Raw genomic sequence first — 20,876 nt, forward strand, 5'->3', positions numbered from 1 at the left:
CCGATCGACGGTAGTCGCCGGTCGCGGCGCTGGCAAGGGGTCGTCTGAAAGCGATTTCAGGTCGGCTGACACGTTTCGCTGAGCGGCTGCGGCGGTTAGCCTGTGGCCTTGCGTGCAAGCGCTTTCTCAACAAGGGAGGACCGCCGTGCCGAGCCGCCCCGGCCGGCCGCCACGCGTCACGATCAGCGACGTGAGTACGGCGGCGGGCGTCTCCGCCGCGACCGTGTCCCGGGTGCTCAACGGGACCGCGCGGGTGGACTCGTCGCTGATGGATCGGGTGCACGAGGCGGTCGCGTCACTGGGCTACCGGCCGAACGCGGCCGCGCAGGGCCTCGCGCGCGGTGAGTGGGGGACGATCGGCGTCCTGGTTCCGGACCTGGCGAACCCTTATTTTCCGGACGTCCTGAAGGCGGTCTCCGCGGTGGCGCGTTCGCACGGGCGCCGGATGATGGTGATGGAGTCCGACGAGGACCCGGCCGTCGAGCACGACCTGGTCGAGGACCTGATGCGCTGCTGCGACGGCGTACTGCTGTGCTCGCCGCGGATGCCGCGCGCGGAGCTGGCGGAGCTGGCCGGGCGGAAGCATCCGATGGTGCTGTTCAACCGGATCGTGCCGGGGCTCGCGGTGCCGTCGATCTCGGTCGACTTCCACGGTGGGATGACGCAGGTGTGCGGGCATCTGGCGCAGCTCGGGCATCGGCGCGCGGCGTACTTGAGTGGGCCGTCGGCGTCGTGGGCGAACGCCGAGCGGCTGCGGGCTTTCGATTCGGCGCGGGCGTTCGGGCTGGAGGTGGAGGTCGTTGAGTGCGGGGCGACGAGCGAGGCTGGTTATGACGCGGTTGGTGCTTTGCTCTCGTCGGCGGGGGTGACGGCGATCCTTGGCTATAACGACCTCGTCGCGCTGGGGGCGCTGGCGCGGATGCGGGAGCTGGGCGTCGCGGTGCCTTCGGCGTACTCCGTGGTGGGGTTCGACGACATCTCGCTGGAGCGGGTCGCGCACTCCAACCTGACCACGGTGTCGGTGCCGCGCGACGAGCTCGGGCGGCGGGCCGGTGAGTTGCTGGAACAGCTGCTGGTGAACGGCGACGACGCCGAGCCGACGTACTTGCCGATGAGGCTTCAGGTCCGGGACACCAGTGGGCCACCGCCCCGATGACTCACGCCGTACGCTCTGCGCATGACGTCGACGCCCGGTGACGAGGCTGCCGCGCAGTACCCGGATCTCTACCAGGCCGCGACGCACGGACCGGCGACGTTTCGGCATCTCGTCCAGGCGCACCAGCTGGCGGCGTCGACCGATCCCGCGGCCAGTACGGCGGGCTTCTGGCTGATCCCGGCGCTGTCGGAGAAGTTCGCCGAGCTGCACGGCGGGATCGAGAAGGAGTACTACTGCACGGCCGTCGTCGGCGGATGCCTGCTGGCCAAGGACCGGATGGTCTACTCGATCCTTAACTCGCCGCCGCCCGAGCTGGTCGACGAGGAGATCGCCTGCAAGGTGATCGCAAAGGAAGCCGGGTACGGGCTGCGCGGCAAGCACGTCGTACAGCAGCTCGAAGAGGCGACCGACCATGCGTACTCCGGGCTGACGCGGGTGATGGTCGCCGCCGATCTGGTCGCGAGCAACGCTCCCGAGGAGGAGATCGCCGCCGCCGTCGCGGCCGCGAAGAACGAGATCGACGTCGTGAAGGCCCGCGTCGAGGTGCTGCTCCAACGGCAGGCGCGGCTCGAGTACTTCCAGGGTGTTCTGGCCGGCATCGTGCCGACGTTCCTGCTCGTCGTCTTCCTCGGCCTGGCCGCACACGCCTGGTGGCGCAGCGCTCTCGTCCCTTCGGCTCTGGTCGCCGCGGTCGCGATGTCCGCGCTTGGCGCGACGATCTCGGTCATCCAGCGGATGTCCAAGGGCTCGCTGGTCATCGACCACAGCGCTTCCCGCTGGCACCGCACGCTGCTCGGCGCCTTCCGCCCTGGCGTCGGCGCGATCTTCGGTTCGCTCGCCTATTTCACGCTTCTGGCCGGAATCCTCGCCGGTGGCTCCGCTGTCGGCACTCCCGCCTCGGTGGCAGTCTTCGCGGTCACCGGCTTCGCCGCAGGCTTCAGTGAGCGCTACGCCACCGACATGCTCGACTCAGCCGCCAAACTCATCGGCAAGTAGTAGCGGTCGCACAGGTCGGCGCAGCGCGGTCGCTGCATCCGTTCGCCGGGGTCAGCGCGAGCCGTGCGGCGGGTGAGCGGCGCCTGCGCGCGGTCCGGTGCGGCAATGCCTGGCCCGGCGCGTGAACCTGAGTTTCCTCGCGGGAGCGTGTACTCGGGCGACCCCAGCGCGCGCCTGCGCGTGCGCTGTACGGCGGTGCGCCAGCGCGTGGCCCGGCGCGCCGGCACCTGGGTTTCCGCGCGGTAGCGCGTACTCCGCGCGCCAGCGCGGTGCTTGAGCGCGGCAGCGCCTACTGAAGCGGGCGCTAGCACGCGTGCTGCAACTGGGTGGGCGGGAGCGCTGCGTAGCGCGCGACGGAGGAGCGGGCGTAGCTGCGCGTGGGATGGAAGTAGCTTTTGTGGGGGGTGGGTCGTTGGGGGAGTGGAGTCCTAACGGAAAGCTGACCTGGGCGGGGTTTGTCGGGGTTGGTGGATCCATTAGCCTGGGTCGGGTTTTCGTCGGCGAGGTGGAGGTTGTGTGAAGCGGTTCGTGGTACCGCCGAACTGGCCCACGCCGCCTCGCCGGAGCTGGGTGCCGCCCAAGACGTGGCGGCCTGATCCGGCCTGGCCGCCGGCGCCGGAGGACTGGGATTTCTGGGTCGACGGCAAGGGCAACGCGGTCCGCGGCCCGGTGGGCTTGTACGGCGGTCCGCCGCGGCGGATGGTGATTGCCGGAGCCGGCGGTGTCGCCGCTGTGCTGGTGCTCGCGCTGTGGGGACTGTCGACGTTCGACGGTGACCCTCCGCAGTCGCAGGCCGCGCCGATCCTCGACGATCGCAGCCCGACACCGTCGCTGACGCCGACCCCGTCCGCTCCGCCGACCGTCCGCCCGAGCACTCCGCCGCCGCCTCCGAAGACGACGGCCAAGCCGACGACCGCGCCGACCAAGACCCGTACGACGAAGGCTCCGGAGCACACCGAGGAGTCCGACCCGAAGCCGACGAAGACGACCACCACCACGCGGACGCCTCGCCCGCCGCGGACCACGCCGACCCGCACGATGACCCGCGAAGAGCTGCTCGCCGAGTACTGCCGCCAGCGCGACTGGCCCGCCGAGTGGTGCGACCCGGACAACTGGGAAGACCCCGACGACCCGCAGGGCGCACCCACCCACCGCTGAGCACTCGGGCTGCCGCTGACCAGGTGGCAGCTGTCAGCGTTCTCCGCGCGGGGACGGCCAGCGATGCCCACCGCTGAGCTGGTACGACGTACAGCCCCTCGCGCCGTTGACATCGGCAGCGGTCTCGGCACATCCTTAACCATATGGTTCTGAAACCAGGTGGTTATCGATGGATCAGCTGAGCGGCGTGTTCGGCGCGCTCGCTGACCCGACCCGTCGCGAGATCCTCTGGGCGCTGCGGCGCGGTGAGGCGACCGTGGCCGAGCTGGCCGCGCCGTTCGCTGTCTCGCAGCCGGCTGTCTCCAAGCACCTGAAGGTGCTCGAGCAAGCAGGCCTGATCACCCGCAGCCGCCGCGGCACCGCCCGGTTGAGCCATCTCGACGCGGCGCCTCTAAAGGCAGCGGCCGAGTGGCTGATCGACTACCGCGCCTACTGGGGCGAGAGTTTCGACCGCCTCGACGACCTGCTCGACGAACTCAAGGAGCAGCCCTGATGCAGATCGTCGCCGACCCCGGCGTCCCGCTGGTCCTGATCACCCGCGAGTTCAACGCGCCGCGTCGGCTGCTCTTCCGCGCGTACACCGAGCCCGACCTCGTGGCCCGCTGGCTGGGCCCGGCCGGCCTCACGCTGACCGTCAACCAGCTCGACCCTCGTCACGGCGGCCGCTGGCGCTGGACGCACTACGACAGCGACGGCAAGGGGTTCGTCTTCCACGGGCTGTACCACGGGACGCCGAGCCCGGAGCGGATCGTGCAGACCTACGAGTTCGAGCTGCATCCAGGAGTCGTGTACCTGAACACCATCACGTTCGAGGAGACCGACGGCGGCACCACCCTGCGGCAGAGCACGGTGTTCCCGACCGTCGAGGACCGCGACGTGTACGTCGAGGGCGGCATGGAGCTCGGCATTCGAGCCTCCATGGACCAGCTCGACGCGCTCGTTGCCCAACTGGTGAAGGAGTAGCCGTGCGTGAGTTGATCGTGGACATGTTCAGCACGCTGGACGGGTTCGGGGACGGTGGGCCGCAGTCGGCGGCGTACTGGGGGTACGACGGGCCCGGGCTGTCGGCGTGGGTGGAGCGGAAGCTCGCCGAGGACCACGTCATCGTGATGGGCGCGACGTCGTACCGGATGATGGCGGAGATCGTCCAGGAGGGCGACGACCCGTCGTTCGCGCGGATGGCCGAGCTGCCCAAGCTCGTGTTCTCGAAGACGCTGACCCAGCCGCTGAGCTGGGCGAACACGACGATTGTTAACGAGCCGCTGGAGACCGCGGTGCCGGCCTTGAAGGAGCTCGACGACCGGCCGATGGTCACGCTCGGCAGCCCGTCGCTGGTGCAGAGCCTGTTCGACGCCGGACTGGTGGATCGACTGCGGGTGATGGTGTTCCCGACCATGCACGGGCGCGAAGGCGAAGGGCCGCTGTTCACCAAGCTGCCGTACAAGCAGTTGACCTTGCTCAGCAACGAGGTGGTCGACGACCGCCTCATCGCACTGGAGTACAAGGTCAACTGAGGAAGTCGATGCTCCGACCGACCCCCGTCGCCTGCGCAGCCTGATAGACCGGCCAGGCGATCGCGAGATCCTGCCAGGGCAGCCCGACCGGCGCGTAGACCGTCACCTGCGCGGCGGACTCCCTACCAGGCTTGGCGTTCGACAGTACGTCGCCGAGCGTCGCGCCGATCGACGTCTCGTCCAGGCCAACGTTGCCCACAGCCCCCATCGCGGTCGCGAGTCGAACATCGTCGACCACCACGCGAGCCCCGGCGAGCAGGTCAGCGCCGACCTCGATCTTGCCCGGCTCGTCCGCGCCGAGCGTCGTGAAGTGCCGCCCGGGCCGGACGTCCGCCGCGGTCAGCAACGGCTCCCGAGACCAGGTCGCCAGCACGACGATCTCGGCGCGCGCAGCGACTCCGGTCGCGCTGTCGACGACCGCACCCGGGATCCCCGCCTGCGCCACGAACTCCTTGGCCCGCACGCGATCGACGTCGTACCCGACCAGATGCTCGACCTCGCGCAGCGCGCGCAGACCCCGGACCACCATCGCCGCCTGCGCGCCCGTCCCGACGACGCCGACCGTCCGGGCCGTCTTCGCCGCCAGTACGTCGGTCGCCAGCGCCGCCGCGAGCCCGGTCCGCCACGCGGTGATCGTCGCCGAGTCGAGAATGGCCAGCAGCGTCCCGTCCCTCGCGTCGTGCAGACAGACCACGCCACGCAGCGCCGGCGTCGCCTGCGGGAACTTCGCGTTGACCTTCACCGTGTACGCCGGAATGCCCGGGATCGTCCCCGGCAGCAGCGTGGTCGCCGTACCGGGGCCGGGCAGGTCCGTCCGGATCCGCTGCGGTTCGACGTCTACGGCGGCGGTGAATCCGGCCCGCAGCGTGCGCAGCACGGCCGGGATGTCGAGCAGCCCGAGGATGTCGGAGCGTTTCAGCAGCAGTGTCATCAGACCACGTTGAATTCCGCGCGAGCCGTCGCGTCGCGGAAGCGACGGGCGTGCAGTGGGGACACGTCGACGAACGGCGCTTGCTCCAGCCAGAGGTCCCGGATCACCTCGCCGACCGCCGGGCCCTGCAGGAACCCGTGCCCGGAGAACCCTGTGGCGTAAAGGAATCGGCTCACGTCGTCCGCCTCACCGATCAGTGCGTTGTGGTCGGGCGTGTTCTCGTACAGACCGGCCCAGCCGCCGGTCAGGCCGACGTCGAGCAGGCTCGGCGCGCGGCGCTCCATCGCTTCGGTCAACGCGGGCAGCCAGGCGTCGGAGCGATCGAGGTGGAAGCCGGGCTGCTCGGACGGGTCCGACATGCCGACGAGCAGGCCGGGGCCTTCGCGGTGGAAGTAGAACGTGCTGCCGAAGTCGATCGTCATCGGGAGGTCGTCGGGCAGACCAGCAACGGCTTCCGTGACGACGATCTGCCGGCGCAGCGGGGTCACCGGGAGCTCGACCCCGGCGTACTGGCCGACCTCGGCGGACCACGCGCCGGCGGCGCAGATCACCGTCGACGTCCGGACCGGCCCGAGCGTCGTTCGTACGCCGTGGATGTTGTTGCCCATGACATCGATCCCGGTGAGCGCGCAGCCCGTCACGAGCTGGGCACCAAGCCGTCGGGCTGCCGTCGCGTAGCCGAGCACGACCGACTCCGGCGAGCAGTGTCCGGCATCCGGCGAGAAGCACGCACCGACCAACCCGTCGGGCGAGATCAACGGCGCCAGCGCGACCGCCTCGTCGACCGAGATCATCCGGGTCGGCCCACCGGCCGCGTTCTGCAGGCGGGTGCTCTCCTCGAACGACGCCACCTGCTCGTCGGTCGACAGCAGGAACAGATACCCCACCTGATGCAGATCGATCTCCTGCCCAGGCCGTACGGCGAAGTCCTGGAACGCCCGCAGGCTGCGCGCACCGAGCGCGACGTTCACCTCGTCGGAGAAGTTCGCCCGGACCCCGCCGGCCGCCTTCGACGTCGACCCGGCACCGAGACTGTCCTGCTCGAGCAGCAGCACCCGTCGTACGCCGGCCTCGGCCAGGTGGAACGCGATGCTGGTCCCCATCACGCCACCGCCGACGATCACGACGTCGGCGGACTCGGGCAGCGTCGTCGGGCTCAAGGCAGCAGGAACCCGAAGTCGGCCTCGACCGTGACGGTGTCCATCTGCGCTTTCTGCAGCTTGCCCGAGTAGTCCCAGTTCAGCGACTGCCAGCGGGTGAACTGGTCCAGCACCCAGATGCCGCTCTGCCGCGACCCGTTGCCGGACTTGCCGTTGCCGCCGAACGGCAGGTGCGCCTCGGCGCCGGAGGTCGAGTTGTTCACGCTCACCATCCCGGCCGAGATGCCCTGCGCGAACTGGAACGCCTGCTGCGGATCGGTGGTGTAGATCGAGCTGGACAGGCCGTAGCCGGATTTGTTGCCCAGGGCAATCGCCTCCGGCAGGTCGCCGTACGTCGTGATGCCGACGACCGGGCCGAACGTCTCGTTCAGGAACAGCTCGTCGTCCGGCTGCACGCCGTCGACGACGGTCGGGTGGTAGAACAGCCCGGCCGCCGGATCGCCGACGAAGCCCTCGCGGGGGTTGTCCGAGGTGACCCGGCCGGTCTGGCCGAGCACGCGGTGGTGGTCTCCGATCCAGCCGAGCGACTTCTCGAAGCCGGCCGCGAACTTCTCGTCCAGCAAGGGACCGAACAACACGTCCTGCGTCGGGTCGCCCATCTTCGCTGCCGACACCGCCGCGGCGAACAGCTCGACGAAGTCGGAGTGCACGGCCTCCTGGACGATCACCGTGCCGAGCGAGGTGCACCGCTGGCCCGCCGTACCGAATCCGGAGAACAGCGCGCCCTCGACGGCCAGGTCGAGATCGGCGTTCTCGGTGATGATCATCGGGTTCTTGCCGCCGAGCTCGAGGCACGGGGTCTGCAGGTGCCGGCCGCACAGCTCGCCGATCCGGCTGCCGACCTCGCTCGACCCGGTGAACCCGACCTTGTCGATCAGCCCGGCGATCAGACTCTGCTCGAGCCCGGCGAAGGTGTCCGGGCCGTCGGCGTGCACGACGTTGAAGACCCCGGCCGGTACGCCGGAGTGCGCGAAGATCTCGAAGAACGCGTCGGAGACGACCGCGGAGTACTCGGCCGGCTTCCAGACCACGGTGTTGCCGCAGAGCAGGGCCGGGACGATGTACCACGACGGGACCGCGACCGGGAAGTTGCCGGCCGAGATCACCGCGACCGCGCCGACCGGGCGGCGGAAGGTGAACAGCTGCTTGTCCGGCATCTCCGACGGCACGGTCTGGCCGTACAGGCGGCGGCCCTCGCCGAGGAAGAAGTCGCAGGTGTCGATGATCTCCTGGACCTCGCCGAGCGCCTCCGCGAGCGGCTTGCCGATCTCGCGGGTGACCAGGGCGGCCAGGCGGGACTTGTTCGCCGTCATCAGGCGGCCGACGTTCGCGATCACCTGGCCGTGCTGCGGCGCCGGCAGCGCCGCCCATCCGGTCTGCGCCTCGCGGGCTGCTTTGGCTGCGGCGACGAACACCTCCGGACCGGCCAGGCCGATCTCACCGACCAGGTCGGCGGTGTTCGCCGGGTTGGTCGAAGGGATGGTGCGGAGCGGGTTCGCGACGCGCTCTCCGGCGACGACGGACAGGATGACGGACGACACAGGTGGGTCCTCTCGACGGGCGGTTCCGGTATCCGCCATCGTCCCATGTGAGCATGCACTGTGAGTGGCGTGCGGGTGACCGATGAGCAGATCGCGGCGATGTCTCTGCAGGAGCGGCGGGAGCTGATCCTGCGACTGGCGCCGGTGCCGGCCGGGTTGATGCCGGCGCGGCGGATGATGGAACGGATCCGGCGCTGGCGGTTGGTGCTGCTCCTGCTGTGCGTGGCCGCGCTGATCCCGTGGACGGTCTACCTCGCGGTCACGCTGCCGGAGCGGTACGAGGCGCGCAACTGGGTGGCGACGTGGGTCGGGTTCGACGTCGTCCTGACGATCATGCTGCTGCTGACGGCGATCTTCGGGTACCGGCGGCGGCAGCTGCTGTTCCCGACGGCGTTCGCGTCCGGCGTACTGCTGCTGTGTGACGCGTGGTTCGACGTACTGACGAGCCATCCGGGGTCGGACCTGCTGCAGGCGGTGCTGAGTGCGGTGCTGATCGAGCTGCCGCTGGCGTTCGTGCTGATCGCGGGGCCGTTGCGGCTGCTGCGGTACGTCGCTATTCGGAACGGGCTGGTGGATCCGGGGCTGCGGATCTGGCGGATGCCGATCCCGTTGCCGGAGCTGTGGCCGGCGTCCGCGGGGAAGAAATCGGGCTTGTGAAGGCATTCACAATATGGTTGGCTAGGAAGTAGTCCGGGCAAGGACCCGGGTGTACAGCGACCCCGAGAGCACCGGGAGGCGTCGATGACCGAGCGCAAGCCGCCAGGGATGAACACCCAGGACTGGGTGGAGCTCCAGATCAAGCAGGCCCAGGCACAGGGTGCCTTCGACGACCTGCCCGGCGAGGGCAAGCCGCTCCCGAAGCTGGCCGCGCCGCACGACCCGGACTGGTGGGTCAAGGACTTCATGCGCCGCGAGAAGATCGAGGCCGACGTCCTGCTGCCGCCGTCGGTCCAGCTGCGCAAGGAGAAGGCGCAGGTCGCCGAGAAGGTCGCGACGATGCGCACCGAGACCGAGGTCCGCGACTACCTGGCGGATTTGAACGAGCGGATCCGGATCCAGATCCGCGATGCGACGGGGGTGGTGATCCCGGTTGGGTTTGTGGAGGTTGAGCCGGTGGTCGAGCAGTGGCATGCCGACCACCCGCCAACGCCGCCGCGGGATCGAGCGGAGCACGACGAGCGGCCCGTACGCCGGCGCCGGTCGGTCTGGCAGCGCTTGTTCAGCTGAGTAGTTCTCGGGCTGCTTTTTCGATCGTCTCCTCGCTGAGGAGGACGTGTTGGGCGGCGGCTCCTAGGGGGACGAAGCTGTCTTCGCTGGTGACTCGGGCCATTCGGCCGGTGAAGCCGGCGTCGACCAGTGCAGCGAGGACGCCTTCGGAGACGCCGCCGGAGCGGCGGGTTTCGTCGACGACCAGGACTCGGCCGGTTGCGTTTGCTTCGCGGAGGAGGTCTTCGGTTGGGAGCGGTGCTAGCCAGCGCAGGTCCAGGACTCGTACGCCGGGGAGGCGCTCGGCGACGCGGAGGCTCATCGGGACGCCGTTGCCGAAGGTGACCAGCGTGAGGTCTTCGCCGTCGCCGTACGTGCGGCCGCTGCCGATCGGGACGTGCTCGGTCGGACTGTGCTTGCTCGGATAGGGCGCGAGCCAGGCGGCGTCGCCGTCCTCGTGCAGGTCTCGGCGGTGGTAGAGGGCGATCGGTTCGAGGTAGACGCAGACGGCGCCGTCGTGGCGGGCGGCCGCCGTACAGGTGTGCAGCATCGCTGCCGCGTCGTCCGGGCGGGACGGTGAGGCGATGACGAGGCCGGGGATGTCGCGCAGGACGCCGATCGCGTCGTCGTTGTGGAAGTGGCCGCCGAAGCCCTTCTGGTAGCCGTAGCCGGCGATGCGCAGGACCATCGGGTTGCTGTACTGGCCCTGGGAGAAGAACTTGAGCGACGCCGCCTCGCCACGGAGCTGGTCCTCGGCGTTGTGCAGGTACGCGAGGTACTGGATCTCCGGCAGCGGGAGCAGGCCGGAGACGCCGGCGCCGAGCGCAAGGCCGAGGATCGACTGCTCGTCGAGCAGTGTGTCGAAGACGCGGGCCGCGCCGTACGTCTTCTGCAGGCCGCGCGTCACGCCGTACACGCCGCCCTTGCGGCCGACGTCCTCGCCGAACACGATCGATTCCGGGTACGCCGCGAGGACGTCGGCGAGCGCGCGGTTGATCGACTGACTGAGGGTGAGAGGTTCTTCGGTGCCCGCCGGGGCGCTCGTCGCTCCGCTCGAGCGAGGGCTGCCCGTGGTGCCGCTCGCGCCGAGGATCTTGCTCGGGAGCGAGTCCTCGGGGACCTTCGCGAGGCGGAGCGGAGCGGCGACGGCTTCGGCGGAGGCGAGCTGGGGGAGGCCGGCGACCTCGCGGGCGAGGTCCATCACCTCGGCGCGCTTGGCCTCGTACCGGTCGATGATCTCGGACGGCGAGCAGCCGGCGCCGAGCAGGATCCTGGCCGTGCCGAGCAGCGGGTCGAGCTCCTCGTCGGCGATGATCTCGGCGGGCGACCGGTAGGCGGCCTCGACGTCGGAGCCCGCGTGGCCGAGCAGGCGGACCGTGCGGAGCCGGAGGAACGCGGGGCGGCGGTTGCGTCGTACGAACGTCGCTGCCTCGGTCGCCATCGTCAGGGTGGCGTCGAGATCGGTGCCGTCGGCATCGAAGTACCGGAGGCCGGGGCGCTGTCCGTAGGCCTGCTTGATCCAGCCGTCCGGGGTGCGCACGCTGATGCCGATCCCGTTGTCCTCGCAGACCAGCAGCAGCGGCATCGGAATGCCCTGGTACGACGCGTGCAGGGCGGCGTTGATCGCACCGGTCGCGGTCGAGTGATTCGCCGAAGCGTCCCCGAAGCTCGTCACCACCACAGCGTCCGCCGGCCAAGGCGATTCCACGCCGAGCTTGCCCGCCCGAGCGATCGAGAACGCCACCCCCATCGCCCGCGGCAGATGCGAAGCAATCGTCGAGGTCTGCGGAATCACCGCGAGATCATGCCGACCGAACACCTTGTGCCGCCCGCCAGAGATCGGCTCGGTGGTGGCAGCAGCCACGCCCAGGAGGATGTCGCGCAGTGCGTCCCCCGCCGCGCTGCGCGCGGCGGGGGACGGGAGGGGGAGGGGGCCTGGCGCCCCGCCTGCGCTTCGCGCGGCGACGATCTCGCCGGCTTGTGCGGCTCTTGCCAGGTAGAAAGCGCCTGAGCGGTAGTGCAAGAGAGCCGGATCTGTGGGGCGGAGGGCCGCTGCCACCGCTGCGTTGCCCTCGTGGCCTGAGGAGCCGATGGTGTAGAAGCCGTGGCCTTGGGACTGGAGCCAGCGGGCGGCCAGGTCGGCGTGGCGGCTGCCCAGCTGGGCGTCGTACAGGCGGTTGACGAGGTCAACGGGGTGCGCGGTCGGCGCGGGTTTCAGGGCGCGGACGCGTTCGGGGAACAGCTCGTCGACCTGACTCACCGCGCCACCTCCGGCGGCTCACAGGCCGCAGTCGAAGCCGTCGTCGTTGGGGTTCGCGTCGGCCAGTCGGTCCAGGATCCGTGATGCCCGTCGAAGCTCCTCACCCGGAACATGATCCGCGAAGAACGTCGCGACCACCGCATCGACCACGGGTTGGGCAGTCTTCAGTGCCTCCTGCCCGGCGGAAGTGAGCTCGGCCCAGGTCGCCCGGCGGTCGGTCGGCGACGTCGTCCGGACCACCCAGCCCTCCTTGTCCTCGAGCTTGGTGACCAGGCGGGTCGCGCCGCTGCGGGAGATCATCAGCTTCTCCGCCAGCGGCGCCATCCGCAGCTTCCCGCCGGCCTGGTCAAGCGCCCGCAGGACCTCGTGCTCGAAGTACGTCATCTTGGCGACACTGCGAAGAGTGTTGTCGAGATGCGTGAACAGCAGCGTGTCGGCGCGGTAGAGCGCCCGCCACGCGTCCAGCTGTTCGGTACTCATCTGCTGCGTTGCCATGGTGTCGAGTATACGGATAAACGGTTGACAGGTGAACTGTTGATCAAGGTAGGGTCCTGAGTGAACAGTTTCGCTGTCAACTCTTGAGGTGTGCATCGTGAGCAAGGTCGGTTGGAAGGCAGTCCGTCCGCTGCGGCACCGCGACTACCGCCTGCTGTGGACCGGGCTCGCGGTCGCGCTGCTCGGCAGCGGGCTGTGGCTGGTCGCGCTGGCCTGGCAGGTGATCGAGCTGGGCGGCGGCCCGGTTCAGCTGTCGGTCGTCACTACGGCGTACAGCATCGGCCTGCTGGTCTGCGTGCTGTTCGGAGGGATCGCGGCCGACCGGCTGTCGCAGCGCTCGGTGATCGTCGTGGCAGATTCCGTACGAGGGGTGGTGCTGCTCGGACTTGCCGCGCTGGCGCTGATCGGGCTGCTGGAGATCTGGCACCTGGCGACCGCCGCGGTGCTCGTCGGGGCCGGCGAGGCGTTCCTGATCCCGGCGTACACGGCGCTCGTGCCGCGGCTGCTGCCGCCGGAGGAGCTGCTCGCGGCCAACGGGCTGGAGGGCACGCTGCGGCCGCTCGCGCAGCAGGCGACCGGTCCGGTGGTCGGCGGTCTGCTGATCGCCGCGATCTCGCCGGGCGTCGCGATCCTGGTCGCCGGGCTCACGTACCTGTTCTCGGCGGCCTGCGTCCTGGCGATGAACCTGCGGCACGAGCCGGCGCGAGCCGAGGTGCAGGACGAGGCCGCGCCGACCGGCGTACGGGCGATGGCCGCGGATCTGCGCGAGGGCTGGAGCTACGTACGGCGTACGCGATGGTTGCTGGCGTCGTTGCTGTTCGGGACGTTCTTCGTGCTTCTGATCCTCGGGCCGCTGGAGGTGCTGCTGCCGTTCGCGATCCGCGACCAGCTGGGCGGGGATGCGCGGGAGTTCGGGCTGGTGATGGCCGCGTTCGGGATCGGTGGGGCGGTCGGCGCGCTGGTGATCTCGTCGCGCTCGCTGCCGCGGCGGTACCTGACCATCATGACGCTGATGTGGGGCGTCGGGGCGGTGCCGGTCGTCGTGCTCGGGTTCGCGCAGGAGCTCTGGCTGATGATGGTGGGCGCCGCGATCGTCGGTGCGACCGGGTCGGCGGCGATGGTGATCTGGGGGACGCTGCTGCAGCGCCGCGTCCCGGACCACCTGCGCGGGCGGATCTCCAGCCTGGACTTCTTCGTCTCGCTGCTGCTGATGCCGGTGTCGATGGCACTGGCCGGTCCGGCGGGTGCGCTGTTCGGGGTGACCGCGGTGTTCATCGTGGCCGGGGTCGGTCCGGCGCTGGTGTCGTTCGCGGTGATCTGGTTCGGGCGGATGCGCTCGGACGAGCTCGCGCACCCGCTCGATCAGGACGAGGGCGCGGAGAAGTTGATCACGGCCGAGGCCTGATCGCCGCCCCAGTCGATCGGCGTACGGCCTGTTTCGCGCCAGCCGGCCCGGGCGTAGAGCGCGATCGCGGCGGTGCAGTTGTCGGCGACCTCGAGCGTCAGGTCGAGCCCGTGGTCGCCGGCGACCTTGGCGGTGTGGTCGAGCAGTTGCCGACCGAGGCCCTGGCCGGTCTGCTTCGGGTCGACGAACAGTCGCTCGACCAGCGCCGCTCCTTCGGCCTTGGTCACCGCAACATGTCCGGCGACCTCGCCGTCGACGGTCACGACCCAGCAGCCGAGCGCGTCCGGCGGGGTCAGCCAGGCCTTGGGGTCGTCGGGCCAGTTGATCGGGTACCCGGCCGACTCGTGCACGTCCCGCAGCAGCACCACGCAGCTGACGAAGTCGGCCTCGGTCCGGGGTCTGATGATCGCCACCGGCCTATCAGATCATGCCGTCCCGGGACCGCGGTCGGGCAGCAGGTAGACGCCGGGGTTGCTCGGCGCCCCCGCCTCGATCCACTGCAGGAACCCCTCCGGGTTCCGCCGCTCGAACTCGTCCAGGCAGATCCGTCGTACCTCGGCCACCGCCTGCCGATCGCGCACGCCCGCTCCGGACGCGAGGGTCTTGGTGGTCTCGCGCCAGACTCCGCACAGCTCCTCGATGCTGAGCGGACACTGCAGCCGCGCGATCAGCTTCTCGTCCTCCAGCGCCTGGTCGGCGCTGAGGGTGGGCTCGTCTGTACGTCGCCCCCACGGCAACCGCCGACCGTCCCCGCGGACCGCACGATTCGAGAGCAACAGATCCAGCCCCGCGAACGCCGCTCCCGCGACGACGATGACCGCGAGACCAGCGGCACCCCACGTGAACAGCCGAGCCACGCCCGGCAGGCACAGAACGGCACCCGCGGCGTACCCGGCGATGCTCGCCGACGAGTGGTTGATCGGCTCGTCCGCCAGATGCTTGATCACCGCCGCCAACGGCCAGACCAGCGCGAACACGATCCCGATCAGGGCCAGCGCGGCCGCCGCGCCCAGCATCAGGACAGCGACCAGCGCCCCAGCCGTGCCGATCCCGGCACCCGCCGCCACCGCCGCCCGCTGCGTCCTCGGGGAAAGCTTCATCGCCGAACTCACTCGACTCGCACCGCGGAAGACCCTGCTGAATCCCCCGGCCGGCTCCCACCCAATCTCCACCCGGACCGCCGACAACACCAGAACGAACGACACCCGACCTAGGTTCCTGACGAGTCAGGCAGCCTTCTTCCGGGCCGCCTTCTTCGCGGTGCTCTTCTTGGCCGCGCCCTTCTGGGCAGGCGCTTTCTTGGCCGGCGACTTCTTGCTGGTCGCCTTCTTGGCGGGTGCCTTCTTCGCCGTGGACTTCTTCGCGGTCGACTTCTTGGCGGTGGTCTTCTTGGTGCCGCCGCCGGCTCGCCGAGCCCTGGCGGCCTCGACGCTGGCACGCAGCGCGGAGACCAGGTCGGTGCTGGAGGTGGCCTCCGGCTCCTCCTCGTTGAAGACGACTTCCTTGCCCTTGCGCTTGGTGGAGATCAGCTTCTTCACGCGTTCGGTGTAGCTGTCCTTGTAGTCCTTCGGTCGCCAGTCGCCGGCCATCGCCTCGATCAGGTCGGTGGCCATCTTCAGCTGTTTGCCGGACGTCTTGGACGGCAGATCACCGAGCTCCTTCGCCGGGTCGCGGATCTCGTCGGCGAAGAACATCGTCTCCAGCACGAGCACCTTCCCGTCCGCCCGGATCGTGGCCAGGTACTCCTTGCTGCGCATCACGAAGCTCGCGATCCCGGCTCGGTTGGTCTTGGCCAGGGCGTCCCGCAGCAGCGCGTACGACGACGCGTTCTCGGCGTCGGACGGCGCCAGGTAGTAGCCCTTCTGGAAGTGGATCGGGTCGATCTCGTCCAGGTCGACGAACGTGGAGATCTCCAGCGACCGCGACTTGCCCGGCGCGATGTCGGACAGTTCCTCCTGCTCGACCACGACGTACTCGCCGCCGCCGACGTCGTGGCCCTTGACGATCTTGTCGTAGTCGACCTCGCGCCCGGTCCGCTCGTTCACCCGCTTGTTGCGGATCCGGTCCGACGTCCCGCGCTGGAACTGGTGGAAGTCGAGCTGGTGCTCCTGCGTCGCGCTGTACAGCCCGACCGGCACCGACACCAGCCCGAAGTTGATGTACCCGCTCCAGATCGATCTCGCCATCACCAGCTCCTCTCCGGTGGGCAAGTACCCAGTTACAGCCGGTTGTAGCGCTTCCGCGCCTCGCGCGACTCCTTCTGGGCGTCCCGGGCGGTCTTCTTGGCCTCGTCGAGCTCAGCGGTCAGCCGGCGGACCTCGTCGCGGGCGTTCTCGAGCGCCTCCTGCGCGTCGGTCAGCTGCCCGTCGAGCTCCTCGACCGTCGCCTCGGCGCTCTCGGCCGCCTTCACCGCCGCCTCGAACTCGGCCTGGGCCTCGGCCTTGCGCTCCTCTTCCTCGCGCTCGGCCTTCTCGCGCGCCTTCCGCTCGGCCGCCGACTCCTGCTCGGCCTCCTCGACCTCGACCTCGCGGGCCTTGGTCCGCCGGTCCTTCGCCGCCTGCCGGCGCTCGTCGGTCAGGGCCGTCACGTTGGACGGCTCGCCGTTCTCGTCGACCACGCCGAACCCGACGTGCCGCAGCGCGCTGCTCAGCCGAGCTTCCCGTACGGCGTCGCCCGCGGCCGGGTCGACCAGGGCGGCGTCGAGGGTCTCGCGAAGCTTCTGCCCGACGTCCGCACTGACCTTCTGGCTGTGCTGGTCGGCCAGCTTGCCCGCGGCCTTGACCAGTACGTCGATCGCTTTGTGCCGCTTCGGCGTCAGCTCACGCAGCCGCTCGCCGTCAAGATCGGTCGTGGCTTCCCGGAACTCGTCGCCGAGCGCGAGCAGGTCGTCGATCTCGTCCGGCTGCTCGCGGCTCACCAGGTTCGCCAGCCAGGCGGCCACCGTCGGTTTGCGCAGCGCCTTCAGCCGGGTCGACCCCAGCTGGTCGCCGTCGGCCTTCAGCTGCTTGGCCAGCTCGTTGCGAGTAGCAATGAAGTCGGCCGCCGGTGCGGCGTACAGCGCGTCCGCCGCCTCCTCGAAGTCCACCCGGCCGACGCTAGCATCGACAGGTGCCCAGCGAAATGACGACGAAGCTTCTGCCGCAGTCCGAGCGCGAGGCGTTGGAGAACTTTCTCGACGCCCAGCGCATCGGGCTGATCCGCAAGGTCGAAGGGGTCAGCGACGAGGCGGGGCGCCGGGCGCCGACCGCGAGTTCGCTGTCGCTGATCGGGCTCGTCAAGCACGCGGCGACGTGGGAGCAGCGCTGGTTCCAGCTGGCCGTGGCCGGGCAACCGTCGCCCGACGGGTGGCCGGAAGTCCTCCCGAGCCGCGCGACGCGGCACGCCGGCCACGCCGACATCATCCGCGAGACCCTCGACGGCGCCCGCGGCCTCTAGGCGGACAGAGCGGATCCCCACCGCCCCGAAGGCGGTGGGGATCCGCGGGAAATCCGGGAGAAACCGTCAGTCGCGGAAGGCGTCCTTGGCCTTCTCGCCGGCCTGCTTCAGGTCGGCCTTGGTCTTGTCCGCCTGGCCCTCGGCCTGCAGGTCCTCGTTGTCCGTCGCGTCGCCGGTGCGCTCCTTGATCTTGCCCTTGGCGCTCTCGGCGGCGTTCTTCATCTTGTCTCCGATACCCATGACGTGCTCCTCTGCCGATGGCGTTCCTTGGTCGATCGGCGCCCCGGTGCCCTGGGCCGTCGGGTTCATGCATGCGGTCCGGGTACCGACCGGTATGCGGCTGCGGCGCTCGAACCCCGAGAAACCAGGCCTGTCCCGGAAGGGGCACGGCCGCGGTTTCAGCTACCACGACGAGCACGGGAAGAAGCTCGCCGACCCGGACGTGGTCGAGCGGATCCGCACGCTGGCGATCCCGCCGGCCTGGCAGGACGTGTGGATCTGCCCGTACCCGAACGGCCACATCCAGGCGACCGGCACGGACGAGGCCGGGCGGCGGCAGTACCTGTATCACGACGACTGGCGGACCTCCCAGGACGCCGACAAGCACGACCGCGTACGACGGCTCGCGCGCAAGCTCCCGGCGTTCCGGGAAGCCGTCGACAAGGACCTGAGCAGCACGGGGCTCGGCCGGGAGAGGGTCCTCGCGGTCGCGCTCAGAATGCTCGACTACGGCGTCTTCCGGACCGGGAACACCGAGTACGCCGAGGACAACGGGAGCCGGGGCGCCGCGACGCTGCTGCAGGACGACGTGAAGGTGCAGCGCGGCAAGGTGGTCTTCGACTTCGTCGCCAAGGGCGGGATCGAGCGGAAGCTGGAACTGGACGACGACCGGCTCGTGACCGCCGTACGGTCGCTGAAGCGCGCGCGGCACGGGATGGATCAGCTGCTCGTGTTCCGCGACGGGGACGGGTACCACGAGCTCGACGCGACGATGATCAACGAGCGCTTCCAGGAACTGGTCGGCGAGGACTACACCGTGAAGGACCTGCGGACCTGGACGGCGACCGTGCACGCCGCGATCGACCTGGCCGGCGCCGAGCCGCCGGAGACGAAGAAGGCGACCACCGCCGCGGTGAAGGAGATGCTCGCGGAGGTGTCGGGCCACCTTGGCAACACGCCGACGGTCGCGCGGTCGTCGTACGTCGATCCGCGCGTCGTCGAGCAGTACGAGCACGGCCGGACCATCGCGACCGCCGTCCGGCGGGTCGGCACCGATCTGAGCGACCCGAAGATCCGCGCCGCGCTGGAGCGCTCGGTCAACCGGCTCCTGGACCAGGACGCCCGCAGCTAGCGACACTCCCGGCCGGCGGGCCGCCGCCCTCCCCGCGCATGGGTGGCTTTCCGCGGGGAACCGGCGGGGCGAGCAGGGTTGTCGAGAGGGCGGAGCGGACATGCGGGCCTTGGTGCTGAACTGCACGTTGAAGGCGTCACCGGCGAAGTCGAACACGGACTCGCTCGCGGACGTGGTGGTGACCGCGCTGGAGAAGCAGGACGTTCAGGTCAGCCGGGTCCGGCTGGCCGATCTGGCGATCAAGCCGGGCGTGACCAGCGACGAGGGCACCGGGGATGAGTGGCCCAGCGTGCACGAGCAGCTGCTGGCCTGCGACATCCTGGTCGTGGCGACGCCGACCTGGGTCGGGAAGCCGTCGTCGATCGCCCAGCGGATGCTCGAGCGGATGGACGCGATGATCAGCGAGACCGACGACGAGAATCGGCCGGTGGCGTACAACAAGGTCGCCGGCGTGGTCGTCACCGGGAACGAGGACGGCGCGCACCACGTGATCTCGGAGATCGGCGGCGGGCTGGGCGACATCGGGTACACGATCCCCGGGCAGGCGTGGACGTACTGGAACAAGGGTCCCGGCCCCGGTCCGAGCTACGACGAGACCGGCTACGGCCACGACTGGTCGGCCAAGACCGGGCGGGCGATGGCGAGCAACCTGGTGGCCGTCGCGAAGGCGCTCCAGGCGACGCCGGTCCCCGCTCCGCCGGACTGATTACCGGCGGACCGGTCGGGTACCGGGCGACCAGTACGAAAGGAGTGCACGATGCCCGCAGGATCGAGCAAGAAGCGTGAGCGGCAGTACGAGCACATCAAGGCCGGGCTGAAGAAGAGCGGCCGCAGCGAGGACACCGCTGAGGAGATCGCCGCCCGCACGGTCAACAAGGAGCGGGCCCGCTCCGGCGAGGCCAAGCAGAAGAGCCGCAGCTCCACGCACGACATCTCGTCGGGCAGGCGGGGTGGGCTGCGGTCGCACAGCGGTTCGCAGGGCCGGACCAAGGACCAGCTCTACAACGAGGCCAAGCAGAAGAACATCAAGGGCCGTTCCACGATGAGCAAGGCCGAGCTGGAAAAAGCCGTCGGCCGCTGAGGGAGCGCACGTGAAGGCACTGACCTGGCAGGGCAAGCGCACGATCGAGTACGGCGACGTCCCGGACCCGACGATCGAAGAGGCGACCGACGCGATCATCAAGGTCACCTCGACCGGGATCTGCGGGTCCGACCTGCACCTGTACGAGGTGATGGCGCCGTACCTGGACGCCGGCGACATCCTCGGGCACGAGGCGATGGGCGTGGTCGCGGAGGTCGGTTCCGCGGTGACGAACCTGAAGCCCGGCGACCGGGTGGTCGTGCCCTTCCAGATCGCGTGCGGCAGTTGCTACATGTGCGACCAGGACCTGCAGACGCAGTGCGAGACGACGCAGGTCCGCGAGCAGGGCATGGGCGCCGCGCTCTTCGGCTACACGAAGCTCTACGGCCAGGTCCCCGGCGGCCAGGCGGAGTACCTGCGCGTTCCGCAGGCGCAGTACGGGCCGATCAAGGTCCCGGACGGGCCGTCGGACGACCGGTTCGTCTACCTGTCCGACGTGCTCCCGACGGCCTGGCAGGGCGTCGAGTACGCCGACGTGCCGGACGGCGGCACTCTCGTCGTACTCGGGCTCGGTCCGATCGGCGACATGGCGACCCGGGTTGCCATGCATCGCGGCCTGCGCGTGATCGCGGTCGACCTGGTCGCCGAGCGGCTCGAACGGGCCCGGCGCAACGGTGTCGAGACGCTGGAGTACTCCGACGACGTCGCCGAGGCGATCCGGACGCTAACGGACGGTCGTGGGCCGGACGCGGTGATCGATGCCGTCGGCATGGAGGCGCACGGGTCGCCGAAGGCGCGGTTCGCGCAGCAGGCGGCCGGGCTGTTGCCGGACGCCGTGCAGCGGAAGATGATGGAGACCGTCGGCGTCGACCAGTTGGCCGCGTTCTACCTGGCGATCGACGTCGTCCGTCGCGGCGGCACGATCTCGCTCAGCGGCGTGTACGGCGGGGGCGCGGACCCGCTGCCGATGATGACGATCTTCGACAAGCAGATCCAGCTCCGGATGGGCCAGGCGAACGTGCACCGGTGGTCGGACCAGATCCTGCCGCTGCTGGACGACAAGGACGTGCTCGGGGTGGAGAGTTTCGCGACCCACCACCTCGACCTGAGCGAAGGCCCCGCGGCGTACGAGATGTTCCAGAAGAAGCAGGACGGTGCGGTGAAGGTACTGCTCAAGCCTTAGGAGA

The 20,876-nt window shown here is 69.8% G+C and carries 24 protein-coding genes; 14 read left to right on the forward strand and 10 right to left on the reverse strand.

The window, feature by feature from the left end; genetic code table 11:
- The first annotated feature begins 145 nt into the window (after positions 1 to 145).
- From ACYVIO_RS11110 to ACYVIO_RS11135, 6 genes are all read left to right on the forward strand, one after another.
- Positions 146 to 1,156 carry a LacI family DNA-binding transcriptional regulator gene (locus ACYVIO_RS11110; protein ID WP_460650597.1) on the forward strand — a complete coding sequence of 337 codons (1,011 nt, stop codon included), beginning with the start codon at positions 146 to 148 and terminating at the stop codon, positions 1,154 to 1,156.
- 21 nt (positions 1,157 to 1,177) lie between these two features.
- Entirely contained in the window at positions 1,178 to 2,152 is a 975-nt protein-coding gene (locus ACYVIO_RS11115; RefSeq protein ID WP_460650598.1) for a hypothetical protein, read from the forward strand.
- Between the two features lie 516 nt (positions 2,153 to 2,668).
- On the forward strand, positions 2,669 to 3,310 hold the full coding sequence (locus ACYVIO_RS11120; RefSeq protein WP_460650599.1) for a hypothetical protein: 642 nt from the start codon (positions 2,669 to 2,671) through the stop codon (positions 3,308 to 3,310).
- Between the two features lie 169 nt (positions 3,311 to 3,479).
- Entirely contained in the window at positions 3,480 to 3,803 is a 324-nt protein-coding gene (locus tag ACYVIO_RS11125; RefSeq protein ID WP_460650600.1) for an ArsR/SmtB family transcription factor, read from the forward strand.
- Positions 3,803 to 4,273, forward strand: a complete 471-nt coding sequence (locus ACYVIO_RS11130) for an SRPBCC family protein (protein WP_460650601.1) — start codon at positions 3,803 to 3,805, stop codon at positions 4,271 to 4,273. Before ACYVIO_RS11125 ends, ACYVIO_RS11130 begins: the two co-directional genes overlap by 1 nt.
- A 2-nt stretch (positions 4,274 to 4,275) precedes the next feature.
- Positions 4,276 to 4,824: a dihydrofolate reductase family protein gene (locus ACYVIO_RS11135; protein WP_460650602.1), complete on the forward strand. Its 549-nt coding sequence runs from the start codon at positions 4,276 to 4,278 to the stop codon at positions 4,822 to 4,824.
- Here the strand turns inward: ACYVIO_RS11135 and ACYVIO_RS11140 are convergent.
- Genes ACYVIO_RS11140 through ACYVIO_RS11150 form a run of 3 tightly spaced genes read right to left on the reverse strand, consistent with a single transcriptional unit; the run spans position 4,817 to position 8,456 of the window.
- Positions 4,817 to 5,755 carry an ornithine cyclodeaminase family protein gene (locus ACYVIO_RS11140; protein WP_460650603.1) on the reverse strand — a complete coding sequence of 313 codons (939 nt, stop codon included), beginning with the start codon at positions 5,753 to 5,755 and terminating at the stop codon, positions 4,817 to 4,819. The two genes, ACYVIO_RS11135 and ACYVIO_RS11140, sit on opposite strands and share 8 nt — an antisense overlap.
- Entirely contained in the window at positions 5,755 to 6,915 is a 1,161-nt protein-coding gene (locus ACYVIO_RS11145) for an NAD(P)/FAD-dependent oxidoreductase (RefSeq protein WP_460650604.1), read from the reverse strand. The genes ACYVIO_RS11140 and ACYVIO_RS11145 overlap by 1 nt, the downstream gene beginning before the upstream one ends.
- Entirely contained in the window at positions 6,912 to 8,456 is a 1,545-nt protein-coding gene (locus ACYVIO_RS11150; RefSeq protein ID WP_460650605.1) for an aldehyde dehydrogenase family protein, read from the reverse strand. Before ACYVIO_RS11150 ends, ACYVIO_RS11145 begins: the two co-directional genes overlap by 4 nt.
- 69 nt (positions 8,457 to 8,525) lie before the next feature.
- Here ACYVIO_RS11150 and ACYVIO_RS11155 point away from each other — a divergent pair, with 69 nt between their 5' ends.
- A complete protein-coding gene (locus tag ACYVIO_RS11155; protein WP_460650606.1) occupies positions 8,526 to 9,113 on the forward strand; it encodes a hypothetical protein in 588 nt (195 codons plus the stop codon).
- Positions 9,114 to 9,197: 84 nt separating this feature from the next.
- A complete protein-coding gene (locus tag ACYVIO_RS11160) occupies positions 9,198 to 9,683 on the forward strand; it encodes a DnaJ family domain-containing protein (RefSeq protein ID WP_460650607.1) in 486 nt (161 codons plus the stop codon).
- On the opposite strand, the gene ACYVIO_RS11165 is transcribed toward ACYVIO_RS11160, so the two are convergent.
- Complete coding sequence (locus tag ACYVIO_RS11165) at positions 9,676 to 11,922, reverse strand: thiamine pyrophosphate-dependent enzyme (RefSeq protein ID WP_460650608.1); 2,247 nt, start codon at positions 11,920 to 11,922, stop codon at positions 9,676 to 9,678. The two genes, ACYVIO_RS11160 and ACYVIO_RS11165, sit on opposite strands and share 8 nt — an antisense overlap.
- A gap of 18 nt (positions 11,923 to 11,940) precedes the next feature.
- The gene (locus ACYVIO_RS11170) at positions 11,941 to 12,417 is read right to left on the reverse strand and encodes a MarR family winged helix-turn-helix transcriptional regulator (protein WP_460650609.1); all 477 of its coding nucleotides are present in this window, start codon (positions 12,415 to 12,417) and stop codon (positions 11,941 to 11,943) included.
- Positions 12,418 to 12,514: 97 nt separating this feature from the next.
- Here ACYVIO_RS11170 and ACYVIO_RS11175 point away from each other — a divergent pair, with 97 nt between their 5' ends.
- The gene (locus ACYVIO_RS11175) at positions 12,515 to 13,822 is read left to right on the forward strand and encodes an MFS transporter (protein WP_460650610.1); all 1,308 of its coding nucleotides are present in this window, start codon (positions 12,515 to 12,517) and stop codon (positions 13,820 to 13,822) included.
- On the opposite strand, the gene ACYVIO_RS11180 is transcribed toward ACYVIO_RS11175, so the two are convergent.
- The 4 genes from ACYVIO_RS11180 to ACYVIO_RS11195 form a co-directional block, all read right to left on the reverse strand.
- The gene (locus tag ACYVIO_RS11180) at positions 13,780 to 14,235 is read right to left on the reverse strand and encodes a GNAT family N-acetyltransferase (RefSeq protein ID WP_460650611.1); all 456 of its coding nucleotides are present in this window, start codon (positions 14,233 to 14,235) and stop codon (positions 13,780 to 13,782) included. The two genes, ACYVIO_RS11175 and ACYVIO_RS11180, sit on opposite strands and share 43 nt — an antisense overlap.
- A 12-nt stretch (positions 14,236 to 14,247) precedes the next feature.
- Positions 14,248 to 14,922, reverse strand: a complete 675-nt coding sequence (locus tag ACYVIO_RS11185) for a hypothetical protein (RefSeq protein WP_460650612.1) — start codon at positions 14,920 to 14,922, stop codon at positions 14,248 to 14,250.
- A 126-nt stretch (positions 14,923 to 15,048) separates the two neighbouring features.
- Complete coding sequence (ku, locus tag ACYVIO_RS11190) at positions 15,049 to 16,008, reverse strand: non-homologous end joining protein Ku (RefSeq protein ID WP_460650613.1); 960 nt, start codon at positions 16,006 to 16,008, stop codon at positions 15,049 to 15,051.
- Between the two features lie 32 nt (positions 16,009 to 16,040).
- The gene (locus ACYVIO_RS11195) at positions 16,041 to 16,907 is read right to left on the reverse strand and encodes a hypothetical protein (protein ID WP_460650614.1); all 867 of its coding nucleotides are present in this window, start codon (positions 16,905 to 16,907) and stop codon (positions 16,041 to 16,043) included.
- 35 nt (positions 16,908 to 16,942) lie between these two features.
- On the opposite strand from ACYVIO_RS11195, the gene ACYVIO_RS11200 reads away from it, so the two are divergent.
- Entirely contained in the window at positions 16,943 to 17,257 is a 315-nt protein-coding gene (locus tag ACYVIO_RS11200) for a mycothiol transferase (protein WP_460650615.1), read from the forward strand.
- A gap of 66 nt (positions 17,258 to 17,323) precedes the next feature.
- Here the strand turns inward: ACYVIO_RS11200 and ACYVIO_RS11205 are convergent, their stop codons facing one another.
- The gene (locus ACYVIO_RS11205) at positions 17,324 to 17,497 is read right to left on the reverse strand and encodes a CsbD family protein (RefSeq protein WP_460650616.1); all 174 of its coding nucleotides are present in this window, start codon (positions 17,495 to 17,497) and stop codon (positions 17,324 to 17,326) included.
- Positions 17,498 to 17,564: 67 nt separating this feature from the next.
- Between ACYVIO_RS11205 and ACYVIO_RS11210 the strand changes: the two genes are divergently transcribed.
- The 4 genes from ACYVIO_RS11210 (at position 17,565) to ACYVIO_RS11225 (ending at position 20,872) form a co-directional block, all read left to right on the forward strand.
- Complete coding sequence (locus tag ACYVIO_RS11210; RefSeq protein ID WP_460650617.1) at positions 17,565 to 18,608, forward strand: DNA topoisomerase IB; 1,044 nt, start codon at positions 17,565 to 17,567, stop codon at positions 18,606 to 18,608.
- A 100-nt stretch (positions 18,609 to 18,708) separates the two neighbouring features.
- Positions 18,709 to 19,314 (forward strand): flavodoxin family protein, encoded by a 606-nt coding sequence (locus ACYVIO_RS11215; RefSeq protein WP_460650618.1) that lies wholly within the window; start codon positions 18,709 to 18,711, stop codon positions 19,312 to 19,314.
- A gap of 51 nt (positions 19,315 to 19,365) precedes the next feature.
- Complete coding sequence (locus ACYVIO_RS11220) at positions 19,366 to 19,689, forward strand: plasmid stabilization protein (RefSeq protein ID WP_460650619.1); 324 nt, start codon at positions 19,366 to 19,368, stop codon at positions 19,687 to 19,689.
- Positions 19,690 to 19,699: 10 nt separating this feature from the next.
- Positions 19,700 to 20,872, forward strand: coding sequence for a zinc-dependent alcohol dehydrogenase (locus ACYVIO_RS11225; RefSeq protein ID WP_460650620.1), 1,173 nt, complete (start codon positions 19,700 to 19,702; stop codon positions 20,870 to 20,872).
- The last annotated feature ends 4 nt before the right edge of the window (positions 20,873 to 20,876 follow it).

The organism is Kribbella endophytica, assembly GCF_054781295.1.